The organism is Sinomicrobium endophyticum (assembly GCF_052983315.1).
In genome coordinates, this window is the sequence record NZ_JBRKIS010000028.1 from 17,255 (window position 1) to 33,160 (window position 15,906).

Sequence of the window (15,906 nt, forward strand, 5' to 3'; positions counted from 1 at the left end):
TCTATAAACAAATTATGAAAACAAAACCATTTAAAGTGAAAAGGATTATAAACATACTACTATTGGCCGGGGTCCTGGTATTTCCGGGGTGCGACAAATACATGGATATCGTTCCCGACAATATAGCCGAACTCGACCAGGCATTTTCCATGCGGTCCATGGCAGAGCGCTTTTTATTCACCTGCTACAGCTGGATTCCCCGCGGAAATAACCTCGGTGAAAATCCTGCACTACTGGCAGGTGACGAAATGTGGTTGAATTCCACGGGAAACTTCAACCAGAACGATTTCCCTAACTGGTATATCGCCATGAGCGGGCAAAACACCAATAGCCCCCTGCTCAACTACTGGGACGGTAATAACAAAGGAATGGAATTGTGGCGGGGGATCCGCGAATGTAACATCTTCCTGGAAAACATCTATGGTGTACAGGATATGGACGAACGCGAAAAAGACCGATGGGCAGCCGAGGTCCGTTTCCTGAAGGCTTATTTTCACTATTACCTGCTGCGTATATACGGCCCCATCCCTATTGTAGATGAAAACATCCCTACATACGAAGATCCCGACAATGTATTTTATGAACGGCAACCCTTAGACGAGGTCTTTGCCTACATCGTAAACACCATAGATGAAGCCATACCCGATCTTATGGAAGATGTCATGCAACCCGTAACCGAAACGGGGCGGGTAACACAGGTTGTGGCCAAAGCGATGAAGGCGGATATCCTCGTTACTGCCGCAAGCCCCTTGTTTAACGGGAATTCCGACTATGCCGGCTATGTGAATTCCGAAGGGCAGCCATTATTCAACCCCTCCCCCGATCCCGGGAAATGGAGGCTCGCCGCCGATGCCTGCCTCGAGGCCATTCAGGCTGCCGAAGGTGCGGGAAAATCACTGTATAAGTGGGTTCCTCCTTCCAACATGATAACACAACCCCAGCAAAGTACCATCAACCAGATGAGTATACGGCAGGCTATTACGGAGCGCCAGAACAATTCGGAGTCCATCTGGGTGAACAATCGCAGTTCAGCCATGCAGGACCAGCAAGCCAAGGGATTTATGCCACGGAGTGTCGATCCAGAACGCATAAGCAACAATGCTACAGGCGGTTACATGGCACCTACACTGAATATGGCCATGAAATTCTATACCAAAAACGGGGTGCCCATCGAGGAGGACTATACCTGGGATTACGAAGGACGTTTTGAACTTCGTGAAGTGCCTTTGGGTGAATCTCCTTATCAATACGATCTTATCCCGGGCTATACCACCGTGGGACTACACTTCGACCGGGAAGACCGGTTTTATGGTTCGCTTTCTTTTGACGGCGGACGCTATTATATGAGTAACCACACTGATGACCTGCTCGCTTATTCCATCAATTCCCGCCCCGGAGGAAACACTGCGGCTACCAACTCCCCTACCCAGTATTCCGGTACAGGTTATACCCCTAAAAAGCTGGTTAGTTATTACAATGTTATCGGCGATCAGGGCAGCTTTACTGTCTATGCCTACCCGTTCACCATAATGCGTCTCGGTAACCTCTACCTGTTGTGCGCCGAAGCTCTTAATGAAGTAAACGGTCCGTCCGAAGAGGTTTTCCGGTATCTCGATGCCATCCGGGAACGAAGCGGACTCCGGGGCGTGAGGGAATCGTGGTCCGATTACTCCATATATCCGAATAAACCCGACAGTCAGGAAGGCTTACGGGAGATCATCCGCCGGGAACGCACCATCGAACTCGCCTTCGAATCACAGCGTTTCTGGGATCTGAGACGATGGAAAACGGCGCAAACAGAACTGAACACCCCGATTTACGGGTGGGATCTCCTGCAATCTACACCACAAACGTATTACCGCCGTGTGGTCTTGTACTCCAGAACCTTTTCCTTACGGGATTATTTCTGGCCCATCAGCATTAACGAGCTGCGAAGGAACGACAAGCTGTTACAGGCTCCTCTATGGTAATAACATTTAATGTACGGATTATTTAACACCATAAAACACCGTTATGAACTACATACAAAAACTAAAATTCCTGGCAGGCTGGAGCTGTATATGTCTCCTGCTTTCGGGTTGCCAGGACGACCTTGAACCTTCCCCTTCGAGAAAAGGAGAAAAGCCCGGTTCCATCACCTCCTATGAAGTGCAAAGCATTGCCGGGGGCGCTATCATCACCTATGAACTTCCCAACAGCCAGGACCTTCGTTACGTAAAAGCCGTATATGCCCTGGGAGACGGGAGTGTACGCGAAAACAGGGCATCTATTTACAAAAATACGATCACTGTCGATGGTTTTGCTACTGCCGGAGATTATAAAGTGGACCTGGTTGCCGTAGGTGTAGGTGAAATCGAATCGGCTCCTACCTCTGTTCCTATCATCACGCTGACTCCTCCATACTTGAAAACGCTGGAAACACTAGCCAAAGAAGGAAATCTCGCCGCCACTTTCGGAGGTATACAATTACGTTTCGAAAATGAAACGGAAGCACCCCTTGTTCTTCATGTCCTGGCCAAAGACAGCCTGGATAAATGGGCATCGGCCAAGGATTTTTATACCAGGCTCCCGGCCGGAACTTTCAATGTGCGTGGCTTTCCGGCAGAAGAACGGGAATTCGGGATTTTTGTTACGGACCGGTGGAATAATCATTCCGACACCTTATCCGGAGTGTTTCTGCCCATTTTCGAAGAGATGATGGATAAATCCTTGTTCAGAGCCTATAATTTACCTACCGATACCTATGAGCCACACCGGGGCTTTCACTCCACTCCAGTCTTGTGGGATGGAAATGACTGGGTTTCCAGCACCATTTTCCACACCGCACCCGGTACGGGAATTCCGCAACATTTCACCTTCGATATGGGGGTCGCTGCCACTCTGAGCCGTTTTTTAATGTACTCGAGGTTAGACCATGAATACCGCTTTAACCATCCCAAAGTTTTTGAACTGTGGGGTTCCAATGCCCCGAATCCAGACGGTAGCTGGGAGTCCTGGAGGTTGGTAGGTACCTATACTTCCGTAAAACCCTCAGGATCCCCTCCCGGCGAGTATACGGCAGACGACATCGCTTACGCCCGTGCGGGAGAAGAATTTGATGTCGAAATCCAGGAAGAACCCTACCGCTACTGGCGCTGGAAAACACTGGATACCTGGGGCGGTAACTCTGATGTCGCCCTCGGTGAACTTACATTTTTCGGTACTGTAAACTAATCTGAACAGTATGTAAAGTGTTTTTTATCAAAACATTAATCGATACAAAAATGAAATTCCACAATATAATTATAAAAATGGTTTTACCGGGACTCATCATCTTATTGATAGCCCGGTGCACACCTATCGATCATCATTACAGCGAATACCTGGAGAATGCCGAAAAGGTATATCCGGGAAGGGTCGATTCTATACAATTTATGCCGGGCCATAACAGGGCTGCCATCCGATCATTGATCAGTACGGATGCCAGGGTAGTAAAAATAAAGGTATCCTGGGGAACAGACAGTAGTTTCGAAACCGATATTACTCCTGAAGATATTGCCGGTTATAAACAGGTAACCATTCCGGAGATTCCAGAAGGTATCTACACCTTTGATATCCGTACCCTGGACAACGAGGAAAACCAATCCGTTCGTGCCGAGATATTCGGCCGGGTATATGGTGAACAATACAGTGCCACCCTCAATAACCGGATCATCGATAATATCAGAAAAGACGGGGAAGACCTGGTGATTAACTGGTTTCCCGAATCGGTTGACACCACCCTGGTGGGTACTGTTGTCACCTATCGGACAAGTGAGGGAAATTCCGAAGATGTATTCACGGAGATGCTGAACCAGACCATTCTTCCGCAGTTCGAATCGGGTTCTGCATTCAGTTTCCAAACACTTTTTAAGCCGGAAAGTATGGCTATCGATACGTTTTATGCGGAAGTCAGGACCATCGATCCGGTAGATTATATCGCCCCCGAACGAACACTTTACTCCAGGGAAGACTGGTCTATTGCAGGGGTTAGCGCCGAGGAGACAAGAGGAGATCGCTTAGCAGTCAAGGTACTTGATGGCGATGTCGGAACCTTCTGGATCGCCAACTGGTCCGGCGACAGCGGCCCCATCCCAACCTATCCCGATCACTGGCTTACCGTCGATATGGGAGAGGTTCGGGACATCGATGGTTTCTTCTTTGCCCAGAAAAACGGCGACCGCAAGATCCGGGAAATGGAAATCCATATCAGCAACGATAACGAATCCTGGGAAAACCTGGGATTATTCGGGTTAGCCGATATCAACAGGGAATACCAATACCTGGACCTGGAAGCGCGAAAGACATTCCGCTACTTTAAGATCGTACCCACGGTCGGCCACGATTCGCAGCAACAACCGGGACTGGCAGAAGCAGGAGCTTATTATTATTAACACTTTCGAAATAACCGCCTAAAAAATGATTTATGTATAGAAAAGCATTGATATTACTATTCTTCTCCTTTCAGTTTTCACCTGCCCAGAAAGGCATGTTGAATGACTTTCCGGAAGGATACGCTCCCGAAGAAGTGGGAAAGCTCATTGCCTACAGGTTTGTGTATGCCAAACACGCACTGCATGCCGGAAAATGGATCAGTTACCCGGAAACATTTTACTGGGGCGGAACACTGCGTTTTGCCGAACTGACAAACGATAAGTTACTTATCAAATTCATGCAGAACAGGTTCGAACCCTTGTTTACCACAGAGAAAGCATTGCTACCCATCAAAAATCATGTAGACCTGAATATGTTTGGCAGTCTGCCTTTAACACTTTACCGGATCACCGAAGACAATCGCTACAAGGAACTCGGAACCCCCTATGCAGATACACAATGGGAAGTTCCCGAAGATGCAAAACCCGAAGAAATAGCCTGGGCCGAAAAAGGATACACCTGGCAAACACGCCTGTGGATTGACGATATGTATATGATTACTATTGTACAGACCAATGCCTATAAAGTAACGGGCGATAAGAAGTACATCGATCGTGCAGCTCAGGAAATGGTTATGTATCTCGACAAACTTCAACGTCCTAACGGGCTTTTCTACCATGCTCCAGATGTCCCTTACTACTGGGCGCGGGGCAATGGCTGGATGGCAGCAGGGGTTACGGAATTGCTCCGCTACCTTCCCGAAGACCACAAAGACCGTCCGCGAATTATGGAAGGATACCGGAAAATGATGAAAAGCCTAAAGGATTTCCAGACTCCCGAAGGCATGTGGAACCAACTTATCGATGAGCCTGATTACTGGGCAGAGACCTCAGGATCGGCCATGTTTGCATACGCCTTCATAACAGGGGTCAAACAGGGGTGGCTGGATACCGGAACTTATGCCCCTGCAGCCCGGAAAGCATGGATGGCCCTGGTACCTTATGTCAATACACAAGGTGCAGTATCTGAAGTTTGCGTCGGTACCAATAAAAAAAATGACAAGCAGTACTACTATGACCGTCCGCGCCGAACAGGTGATTATCACGGCCAGGCGCCTTACCTGTGGTGTGTCACTGCCCTGCTGGAAAATAATTTAACCTTAAATCAATAATAACATGAAACGATCAATCTTTTATGCATGTGTACTCAGTAGTGCATTCCTGTTTAATGCATGTGACAAGTTACCGGGATGGTCCGAAGAGCCGGAGACTCCGGTGGACCTTACCGGATTAGAAGCAGACAGTACATTTACCAATCCTGTATTACCGGGGGGACCAGATCCCTGGGTTGTTCAGAAAAACGGTAAGTATTATTACACCTATACCCAGGGTAGTAAACTCGTGATCCTTGAGACCGAAAACATGTCGGAACTCGCATCATCCACCCGGTACGAAGTCTGGACGCCCCCTTCCGGGACACCTTATTCCAAAAACCTGTGGGCACCTGAACTCCATGAGATTGATGGCAAATGGTATTTTTACTTCGCTGCGGACAACGGGCAAAACGCCAATCACCGGATGTACGTCCTCGAAAATACATCGGCAAGCCCGGTAGAGGGTAACTGGGTGATGAAAGGAAAAGTTGCCGATGCGACAGATCAATGGGCTATTGACGGTACGGTCCTGGAACGCAACGGTCAGCTCTACATGCTGTGGTCCGGAGGTAATGCCGGGGCGCCGCCACAGGAGATATACATCGCGGAAATGAGCGACCCCTGGACCATATCCGGTGACAAAGTCGTCATTTCCTCCCCTACCTACAACTGGGAAAAGAACGGAAACCCGATTAACGAAGGTCCGCAGGTACTCATCAACCCCAACGGGCAGGTGTTTATCGTGTATTCCGGTAGCGGTTATTGGGTAGATACCTACTGCCTGGGACTGCTGACACTCAGCGAAAACGGCGATCCCATGAATCCGGCAGACTGGACGAAGACCCCCGAGCCTGTTTTATCCATGAAAGCGGAGAGCAATGCCTACGGTCCGGGACACAACGGTTTCTTCACATCTCCTGACGGCACGGAAGACTGGATCATCTACCACGCCCGGAGCCAGGCCGGAGGCGGCGGCAGGAATCCACGTATTCAGCGTTTCACCTGGAATACCGATGGTACACCCTATTTCGGAGATCCCGTACCTATAAACACACCGATAAGCAGACCATCCGGCGAGGTATTGCGGTACAGACACCTCAAAGACAACTGGTCTATCGCCGGATTTAGTTCCGAAGAAGTGAACAACAGCCGGCTGGCCATCCGCCTGATCGATGATGAAGCTTCCACGTATTGGATCACCCGGTATTCTTCTGACCCTACCAACTATCCCGATCACTGGATCACTGTAGACATGGGAGAAGTTTCTACGGTAGACGGCTTTATCATTGCACAGAAAAACGGTGACCGGAAAGTGAAGGAACTGGAAATCCTGGTCGGCAATGACAACGAAAACTGGGAAAGCCTCGGATTCTTCGAATTAAACAATATTAACCTTATGGATCAGTACCTGGATTTACCGCAGCAAAAGCAGTTCCGGTATTTCAAGATCGTGCCCCGGGAAGGATACGACAGTCAGCCACAACCGGGACTTGCGGAAGTAGGGACCTTCCGAATGGCCCCTTAATATTGAGAATTTCTGAATTTATAACCAACCTGACCACCGTAGTAAGAGCATGTTTAAAAAGGATTGATTGTAGCGAACCTGCCTGCCGGCAGGCAGGAAATAATGATTTTTGTTCCATATGAAGGCTTTTTTGATCCCGATGATTATCGGGAGCATAGCCGTAGAGCTATGGGGCGAGAAAAAGACAGGACCGAACGTTAAGAAAACAACCAGTGGCTGTTTTTAGTGGAGGGGCCAGGTGGCGCGTCGGCAACAAAAAGGGCATTTTTTTAGCCAATTGAATTCTTTTTAAACATGCTCTAAATAGAACCAATAATTATTTAAACGTAAAAATGACATGAAAAAAGAAAAAGATGGTGATTTTTTGCGATGGCTTAAAGAGGTGCCTAAGAACGGGATCCTGGTAACACTATTCTGCCTTATTGCAAACCAGGTGCTCGGTAAAGATCCGGACGCAAAGAGTCCGCCTGCAAACACCGGACTCCAGCAAGAAGTGACGATAACCGGAACGATTTTAGACCAGGACGGGATTCCGCTGATCGGGGTTAATGTCCTGGAAAAAAATGCCCGTAACGGTACGTCCACAGATTTTGACGGTAATTTCAGTCTCACTGTTAGCAAAGTGCCTACTGTACTTGTATTTAGCTACGTAGGCTTTGCTACGGTAGAGAAAGAAGTCACCGATAACCAGCCACTGTCCGTCACTATGGAAGAAGATATGGGTAAACTGGACGAAGTGGTGGTTATCGGTTACGGAACACAGAAGAAAAAAGACCTTACCGGTGCGGTTTCGAGGGCTAACCTGGAAGATTTCAGGGAGGCCCCCGTAACCAATATGGGACAACTTTTGCAGGGAAATGTTCCCGGACTAAACGTAGGCCAGGTCAACAGTGCCGGATCTACTCCTTCGATCTCCATTCGTGGGAGATCTACCATAAACGGTAAAAGCGAAGTACTTATCATCCTTGACGGAATACAGTACAACGGCTCTTTGGAATCCATAAATCCCAATGATATCTCATCGATAGATGTGCTTAAAGATGCCAGCTCAACGGCAGTTTACGGGGCCCAGGCTACCAACGGTGTCATTTTGATTACCACCAAAGACGGGGGCAGGAACCGGAACCCGAGAATCACCATATCGGCCTCCTATACCACCATGGAACCTACCACCAACCTCAGGCCACTTAAAAGACAAGATTACCTGGACAGGTTGAAAACCTTATATTATGAGGATGCTTACCTCGGTCCGGATTTTACACAACCCAATCCCGCTTTCAACTATGCCGATTATATAGACCCTACCATGCTCGACAATGAGGGCAGGCTGGTCGACACCAATTTTGACTGGTGGGATGCCGGGACCAATACCGGTTTTATCAATGAACAAAGAATAAGTGTCACCGGCGGATCGGAAAAGACCAGTTATCTCATATCCCTGGAACATACCGATCAGGAAGGTTTTATTATCGGTGATAAATTCCAGCGTAAGGGAGCACGGATCAACCTCAACACACAAGCTACCGACTGGTGGAAAGTAGGGGTACAATCCTTTGCATCCTTTGTTAAAAAAGACGGTGCAGAACCCAAAATGAGCGATCTCATACGGTCCTCTCCCTTGTTATCACCTTATGATGATCAAGGAAACCTGGTTCCAAGTCCTTTCAATTCACTGGATCTGAACCCCTTCCTTGCATCGGATATCGACGATATGGAAAGACATGATTACTTCTTTGCCAATTTCTTTTCAGAAATTCAGTTTCCCTTTCTCGAAGGACTTTCGTATCGAGTAAATTTCGGTAACAATTACCGGATCAACAGGTATTACAGGGCAAGTGAATACGCTGCAGGATTTATCGGTGAAGCTTATAAAAACCAGGATTTCTACTACGATTATACTCTGGACAATATTATCAACTACAAAAAGACATTCGGAAAACACAACTTTGATGCCACATTTGTCTATGGTGCCATTGAACGTAAATTTGAAAAAACAACAGCTCGTGCCACAGGCTTTTCCCGTATGGATCTCGGGTTTAACGGTCTGGACCAGGGGGCAAACCAGTTTACCAATTCCGAAGCTTGGAGTGAGGCCCTAAGTTATCAGATGGCCCGGGTCAACTATAAATTCGATGAGCGTTATCTGATTACAGGAACCATACGACGGGATGGTTTCTCAGGCTTTTCCGAAAACAATAAATTCAGTTACTTTCCTTCCGTGGCCGTAGCCTGGAATATTGACAACGAATCTTTCTTTAACGAAGACTGGGTAGACAACCTGAAACTAAGAATAGGCTACGGTATCAGTGGGAACCAGACCGACAGGTATAAATCGCTCGCAAGGGTCCTGCTCCGCCCTGCCTACGTGTTTGGTGATGGCGGTTCTACCGAATTCGGGCAACAACTCAATTCCCTGGCAAACAACAACCTGAGATGGGAGAAAACAGCCGGGGTGAACATAGGGGTTGACTTCGCTATTCTGAACAGCAGAATACAAGGAACAGCGGAATTCTATCATTCCATCACCAACGATCTTTTGTTTGATGTCGCTATTCCGGATATCACCGGATTCGAAACCATCAGTACAAATATCGGAAAAATTGAAAACCATGGGTTTGAACTGACCCTTTCTACACACAATATCAAAAGTGACAGCTTCAACTGGCATTCTACCTTTAACTTTTCCACCAATTCCAATAAGATCAAAGAACTGATCGGGCGTGATGCAGACGGTGACGGCATCGAAGATGATCTTATTTCGAGTAATCTCTTCATCGGTAAATCCCTGGGTGCCATTTACGGATATGAAACCGACGGACTATACCAAATAGGCGATGAGATTCCCGATGGTTATTTTCCCGGAACCCGTCGTATCATAGATCAGAATGGCGATGGAACAATTACCCCTGCAGATGACCGCGTTATCCTCGGAAGAACAGAACCTGCTTACAGGTTTAGCGTCCTGAATACCTTTAAATACAAAGGATTGAGTCTTCGGGTTTTTATCAACTCTATTCAGGGAGGTAAAAACGGGTATATGGATTCCAGCACCAATTCCATTTTTGTCAATGGTAATGCCGTGAGGTATAACTGGCTTAACGATATTGACTATTGGTCTCCGGCCAATCCCGGGGGGGACAGTCCCGTCTTCAGGAGTTCTCCTACCATTAACCCCCAGGTCTTCCGGTCCCGCAGTTTTGTCAGGCTCCAGGATGTCAGCCTCAGCTACCAGTTCGACAAAAATGTCATAGAAAAACTGGGGATGGACGAACTGCAAATATTCGTCAGCGGCAAAAACCTGGCTACCTGGACCAATTGGAAAGGCTGGGATCCCGAACCCAACGAAGAAAGAGACCGCAGACTGAGTATAGAGGGAAGACCCGTACTCAAAAGTTATTCCCTCGGACTTAACATCACATTTTAAATTCAAGAGACATGAAAAAAATAACATTATATACCCTCTTCGTACTTTTGACTTTCGGCTCGTGTCAGAAAGATTTCCTGGACGAAAAACCACTTGATTTTCTAAGCTCTACCAATGCTTATCGGAATTATGATGGCCTGAATGCTACCATAAATAACCTGTACTGGTTTACAAGACGGGTGTTTTTTAACCGGGACGAATCGAGGCCTTTCGATTTCCTGTATGGTACCGACATCATTTTCGACGGGGAACAGAGTACCAATCGCCATTCCAATATGATCGCTGCCTATGACCCTACTTCCGGTATTCCAGCTACACACTGGGATAACCTCTATACGATGGTCGTAGAATCCAATCTCGTTATCAGTCGTGCCCCCGATGCAGACCTCACAGAAGAAGAATATATTGATGTGATGGCGCAGGCACATTTTTTCCGTGCCTGCGCCTACCGTACCCTCGTCTATCTTTTTGGCGGAGTTCCGCTTGTCCTGGAAGAGATTTCCACACCCCGTACCGATTTCGTCAGGGCCTCAAAGGAAGAAGTCCTCAACCAGGTTATCGAAGATCTGCATTATGCGGCGGAAAACCTTCCGCCCATTAACGATGTTAAAGACGGGAAACTGAGCGATCTTGCAGCACAACACTTGCTCGCGGAGGTGTACCTTGCCGCAGGGCGTCCGCAGGACGCAGTAGATGCCGCAACGGTTGTTATCGACGACGCGGCTACGGGATTGATGAAAAACCGTTTCGGGTCGCGTTCCGGCGAGCCGGGTGACGTGTACTGGGACCTGTTCCGAAAGAATAACCAGAACAGGGCCTCCGGTAATACCGAAGGAATATGGGTTATCCAATTTGAAACCGATGTCATCGGAGGAGGTTCCGTATCGGGCGGAAAAAACGGTTCCTTTGCCCTCGAAAGACACCATGTCCCTTTTCTACGCGACACTAAGGTTAATGGTGTTAATTTATTTATCTGGCCGGTCAGCGGACTTACCGGAGGAAGAGGTATAGGCTGGGGTATCTCTACTAAATACTTTAGCGATGATATCTGGGAAAGTGATTTCGACAACGACATGCGTAATTCCGAATATAACTTTATCAGGGAGTTTTTGGTGACCAATCCCAATTCCCCTTTGTATGGTGATACCATTTCCACCCAGAATCCACCGGAAGGACTTGTAGTTCCGAGCAGACCTTTTTATGCATATCAGTCCAAGGCCACAACACCTTTTAACCACCCGGACGGATTGTATGCGGACAAGGACACCTACCTGCTGAACAACTCTGCAGGAGCTACCTATACCGATCAATACATGTTCAGACTGGCCGAAACCTATTTGCTACGTGCCGAAGCTTACCTGGATCTCGGCAATACCACCAACGCCGCCGAAGATATCAACGAGGTACGGTCCAGGGCAAATGCCAATCCGGTATCTCCCGGAAATGTGGACATAGATTATATCCTGGACGAAAGAATGCGCGAACTCGGTGTGGAAGAAAAAAGAAGACTTACACTGATGCGATTAGGTCTTTTGTACGACAGGGTAAAAATGCACAACCCCTATTATGCCGATGAAATCTTACCGAAATATAATCTGTGGCCCATCCCTGCAGAAGAGATAGAAAGGAACATCGACGCGGAATTAGAACAAAATCCGGGATATAATTAATAATTTCCCATAAAATGAACTATAAAAATGACAACATGATCAGGAGAAACAGATTAATATGGACATTACTGCCGACATTTCTGCTTTGCATAAAGACACTCGCCTTTCAGTCCGGCGCGAATCCGCCTCCTAATGTCTTGTTTATCTTTGTAGATGATCTTCGTACCGACCTGGGATGTTATGGCAATGAGGCCATAAAAACGCCCAATATAGACAAACTCGCATCACAGGGAAGCGTTTTTAAAAAACATTATGTACAGGTCCCCACTTGTGGTGCATCCAGGTGTTCCATGCTCACGGGTATGGTTCCCAAAACAGAAGACCACCTGAGTAATGAAGCGATAAGGATATATATTTCCGGAGAACCTGAAAAAGAGGCCCCGGAAACCTTTATACATCAATTGAGGCGTAACGGATATTTTACCGTTGGTATTGGCAAGATAAGCCATTATATCGACGGTTTATACGGTTATGCCAAAAACCCGGAAGGAGCAAAACCCGAACTCCCTTACAGTTGGGACAGAAATTTGTTTGATCCGGGCAAATGGGGTGATGGTTGGGATGCCTTCTTTGCTTATGCCAATGGTAGTAGCAGGATTACCATGAAAAAACAGGTGAAACCCTATGAAATGGCAGATGTTCCGGACGAGGGCTATCCGGATGGCCTTTCGGCAAAACTGGCCCTGGAGCAATTGGACTCCCTTGCGGAAAGAGGAAAACCCTTCTTCCTGGCCGTGGGCTTTTTTAAACCGCATTTACCGTTTAACGCTCCTAAAAAATATTGGGATATGTATAACAGGGATAAAATTCCGCCCACACCGTCTCCTATGATCCCGGACAACGTTAACCTGGCAAGCCTGCATGACAACACAGAGTTTAACAGGTATCTCCTGGGTGAAGAAAAACCTACACCGCAAAAACCTGCATCCCCGGAATATGCACAAAAGATCAGGCACGCATATTATGCCGCTGTGAGTTACACAGATGCGCAAATTGGTAAATTGCTCCATAAGCTGGAAAGCCGGGGTCTGGACAAAAATACTATCGTAATACTTTGGGGTGATCACGGGTGGCAATTGGGAGACCACGGAATATGGGGAAAACATACCTTATTTGAAAAAGCACTGAAGAGTCCTTTGATCATAAAGGCTCCCGCTATTAAAAATCAAAACAAGGAAATTGATAAAATAGTAAGCACCACAGATATCTATCCCACATTAATGGATCTGTGTAATATTAAAATGCCATATGAAACTTCCGGAAGGAGTATGACCGCCCTTATCCGGGGTAATACCGGTAAGTGGCAGGAGACATCCTATGGCTATTTTAATAAGGGGATTACAGTAAGGGTGCCGCGTTACCGGTATACAAAATACTACAGGGACGAGAAGCCGGTAATAGAGTTATATGATCATAAAAAAGACGCTGACGAAAATTACAATATAGCATCAAATCACCCTGATATTATTAAAAAATTAGATAAAATTTTAGAAAAAGGAAATACAGGGCTATATTTAAATCAAAATTAAATGAAATTTTCAAACAGAATCAATTTAATCCCCGCATTGTGTTTTGCATTGTTAGCCATTGTGGGCTGTGCAGATAAAAAAAAGAATGATGCCCTTCAGAACCGCAACATGAAAAACGATACCTCCGTTTCCCAGACCAAAAACCAACTTACCGGGGCGGAAAAAGAAAATGGCTGGGAGCTGCTCTGGGACGGGAAAACCACTGAAGGCTGGCGGGGAGCCAAAAAGGACAAGTTCCCCGAAAAGGGATGGAAAATAGAAGACGGCACTCTTATTGTCCTGGCTTCGGACGGGAAAGAATCTGCCGCCGGAGGGGATATTGTGACCCTGAAAAACTATGGGGATTTTGAGTTGAAAGTCGATTTCAAGATCACTAAAGGCGCTAATAGCGGCATTAAATATTATGTAGATGCCGATCTGAACAAAGGAAAAGGTTCCGCCATAGGACTGGAATACCAGATTCTGGACGATGACAACCATCCCGATGCTAAACTGGGCAATCACAAAGGGAGCAGGACCATAGCTTCCTTATACGATCTGATCAAAGCAGACCAGGACAAACCCGTTCACCCTATCGGAGAATGGAATACTGCCCATATTATTTCAAAAGACCGGCATGTGGAACACTGGTTGAACGGGGTTAAAGTACTGGAATACGAGAGGGGCAGCAAAGAATTCAGGAAACTGGTTTCGGAAAGCAAGTATAAAATATGGTCCGACTTCGGAGAGCTGGAAAGAGGGCAGATATTATTGCAGGATCACGGTAACAAAGTATATTTCAAAAATATAAAAATCAAACCTTTAAATTGACAATAAACATGACATCAAGAAGAAGTTTTATATCCAAAACATTACTGGGCAGTGCTGCTGTGGCTATGAGTAACCCGCTTATGGGCATGTCTGCAGCCAGTTATCGAAGAATTATCGGGGCCAACGACAGGCTGAATGTAGCCATAGCCGGATTGGGCAGAAGGGTCGGGGCATATTATGAGCCTATTGCCAGAAAAGAGTCTAACGTGCGTTTGCTTTACCTGTGCGATGTGATGAAAAGCCAGCGGGAAAAGGCATTAAAAAATGTTTCGGAACACCTGGATTACCAGCCCGGGCTGGAAAATGACATCCGGAAAGTCCTGGATGATAAAAAAGTGGACTTGTTAGTCAACGCCACCCCGGACCACTGGCATACCCCTGGTTCGGTTATGGCCATGAAAGCAGGCAAGCACGTATACGTAGAAAAGCCCTGCAGCCATAATATGAATGAAAACGAAATCCTGGTCCAGGCGGCAAAAAAGTATGACAAAGTAGTACAAATGGGAAATCAGCAAAGGTCTTCCCGGCATACCGGCAAAATCATTACAGACATCCGCAACGGGATTATAGGCACGCCATACAAGGCTGTGGCATTTTATACCAACGCCCGGGGGGAAGTGCCCATACAAAAAACAGCTCCGGTGCCTGAAGGGCTGGATTGGGATTTATGGCAAGGCCCTGCAACCCGACGGGATTATACGGATAATACATGGGATTACAACTGGCACTGGTACGGGTGGAATTATGGTACGGCAGAGGCCGGTAACAATGCAACACACGAGCTGGATGTAGCCCGTTGGGCCCTCGGGGTAGACTATCCTAATTATGCCGAAACCGAAGGAGAAAAAAGGCAGTTTGTGAATGACGGCTGGGAAATGTACGACACCATGCTGGCCACCTTCAAATTCAAAGATAATAAGATTATTCAATGGGACGGAAAAAGCCGGAACGGCTATGATACGTACGGAGCCGGCAGAGGTACTATTATTTACGGAAGTGAAGGCTCGGTATTTATGGACAGAACAACCTATAAGTTATTCGACCGTACGGGTAAATTAGTGGACAGCTTTGACAGCAATAGCGACGAAGCAGGGACTGCTTTGGGCGGAGGAGGTGCTTTGACCACTGCTCATATGATCAACTTCTTTAACACTATACGCGGAAAAGATAAATTAACGGCGCCGATTGACGATGCGAGTATAAGTATGGCTATGGTGCATTATACCAATATTGCCTATCGCGTGGGAAAAGGGTTTTCCATCAATGAAAAAACCGGGAGAATTAACGACCCCGAAGCCATGCGATTATGGAGGAGAACCTATGCCCCCGGATGGGAAGTAAAGCTTTAAAAAAATCCTGCTGCAATAGCTTCATTTGTCTGGTCCCGAATAATATATATCGAT

9 protein-coding genes and 1 pseudogene are annotated in these 15,906 nt (G+C 47.0%); all 10 read left to right on the forward strand.

Translation table 11 applies throughout. From position 1 onward, the window contains the following. Window positions 1-35: 35 nt before the first annotated feature. The 10 genes and pseudogenes from ACVBDU_RS11420 to ACVBDU_RS11465 all read left to right on the forward strand — a co-directional run bounded on the left by ACVBDU_RS11420 (window position 36) and on the right by ACVBDU_RS11465 (window position 15,852). On the forward strand, window positions 36-1,970 hold the full coding sequence (locus tag ACVBDU_RS11420; RefSeq protein WP_447179885.1) for a RagB/SusD family nutrient uptake outer membrane protein: 1,935 nt from the start codon (window positions 36-38) through the stop codon (window positions 1,968-1,970). Between the two features lie 43 nt (window positions 1,971-2,013). After that, entirely contained in the window at window positions 2,014-3,213 is a 1,200-nt protein-coding gene (locus ACVBDU_RS11425; RefSeq protein WP_447179886.1) for a DUF5000 domain-containing lipoprotein, read from the forward strand. A 50-nt stretch (window positions 3,214-3,263) separates the two neighbouring features. Further along, a complete protein-coding gene (locus ACVBDU_RS11430; protein WP_447179887.1) occupies window positions 3,264-4,412 on the forward strand; it encodes a DUF4998 domain-containing protein in 1,149 nt (382 codons plus the stop codon). Between the two features lie 32 nt (window positions 4,413-4,444). Next, a complete protein-coding gene (locus ACVBDU_RS11435) occupies window positions 4,445-5,563 on the forward strand; it encodes a glycoside hydrolase family 88/105 protein (protein WP_447179888.1) in 1,119 nt (372 codons plus the stop codon). Window positions 5,564-5,567: 4 nt separating this feature from the next. After that, window positions 5,568-7,070 (forward strand): family 43 glycosylhydrolase, encoded by a 1,503-nt coding sequence (locus tag ACVBDU_RS11440; RefSeq protein ID WP_447179889.1) that lies wholly within the window; start codon window positions 5,568-5,570, stop codon window positions 7,068-7,070. A 337-nt stretch (window positions 7,071-7,407) separates the two neighbouring features. After that, entirely contained in the window at window positions 7,408-10,494 is a 3,087-nt protein-coding gene (locus tag ACVBDU_RS11445; RefSeq protein ID WP_447179890.1) for a SusC/RagA family TonB-linked outer membrane protein, read from the forward strand. 11 nt (window positions 10,495-10,505) lie between these two features. After that, a complete protein-coding gene (locus ACVBDU_RS11450; RefSeq protein WP_447179891.1) occupies window positions 10,506-12,164 on the forward strand; it encodes a RagB/SusD family nutrient uptake outer membrane protein in 1,659 nt (552 codons plus the stop codon). A 14-nt stretch (window positions 12,165-12,178) separates the two neighbouring features. Further along, window positions 12,179-13,693, forward strand: coding sequence for a sulfatase (locus ACVBDU_RS11455; protein WP_447179892.1), 1,515 nt, complete (start codon window positions 12,179-12,181; stop codon window positions 13,691-13,693). Window positions 13,694-13,825: 132 nt separating this feature from the next. Next, a pseudogene (locus tag ACVBDU_RS11460) lies at window positions 13,826-14,503 on the forward strand (3-keto-disaccharide hydrolase); the annotation flags it as partial. Window positions 14,504-14,511: 8 nt separating this feature from the next. Beyond that, window positions 14,512-15,852: a Gfo/Idh/MocA family protein gene (locus ACVBDU_RS11465; protein WP_447179893.1), complete on the forward strand. Its 1,341-nt coding sequence runs from the start codon at window positions 14,512-14,514 to the stop codon at window positions 15,850-15,852. The last annotated feature ends 54 nt before the right edge of the window (window positions 15,853-15,906 follow it).

Bases quoted from the DNA above. Each gene is read 5' to 3' on its own strand.
- ACVBDU_RS11455 (WP_447179892.1), top strand. From the start codon at position 12,179: ATGAACTATAAAAATGACAACATGATCAGGAGAAACAGATTAATATGG.
- ACVBDU_RS11425 (WP_447179886.1), top strand. From the start codon at position 2,014: ATGAACTACATACAAAAACTAAAATTCCTGGCAGGCTGGAGCTGTATA.
- ACVBDU_RS11465 (WP_447179893.1), top strand. From the start codon at position 14,512: ATGACATCAAGAAGAAGTTTTATATCCAAAACATTACTGGGCAGTGCT.
- ACVBDU_RS11440 (WP_447179889.1), top strand. From the start codon at position 5,568: ATGAAACGATCAATCTTTTATGCATGTGTACTCAGTAGTGCATTCCTG.
- ACVBDU_RS11435 (WP_447179888.1), top strand. From the start codon at position 4,445: ATGTATAGAAAAGCATTGATATTACTATTCTTCTCCTTTCAGTTTTCA.
- ACVBDU_RS11450 (WP_447179891.1), top strand. From the start codon at position 10,506: ATGAAAAAAATAACATTATATACCCTCTTCGTACTTTTGACTTTCGGC.
- ACVBDU_RS11445 (WP_447179890.1), top strand. From the start codon at position 7,408: ATGAAAAAAGAAAAAGATGGTGATTTTTTGCGATGGCTTAAAGAGGTG.
- ACVBDU_RS11430 (WP_447179887.1), top strand. From the start codon at position 3,264: ATGAAATTCCACAATATAATTATAAAAATGGTTTTACCGGGACTCATC.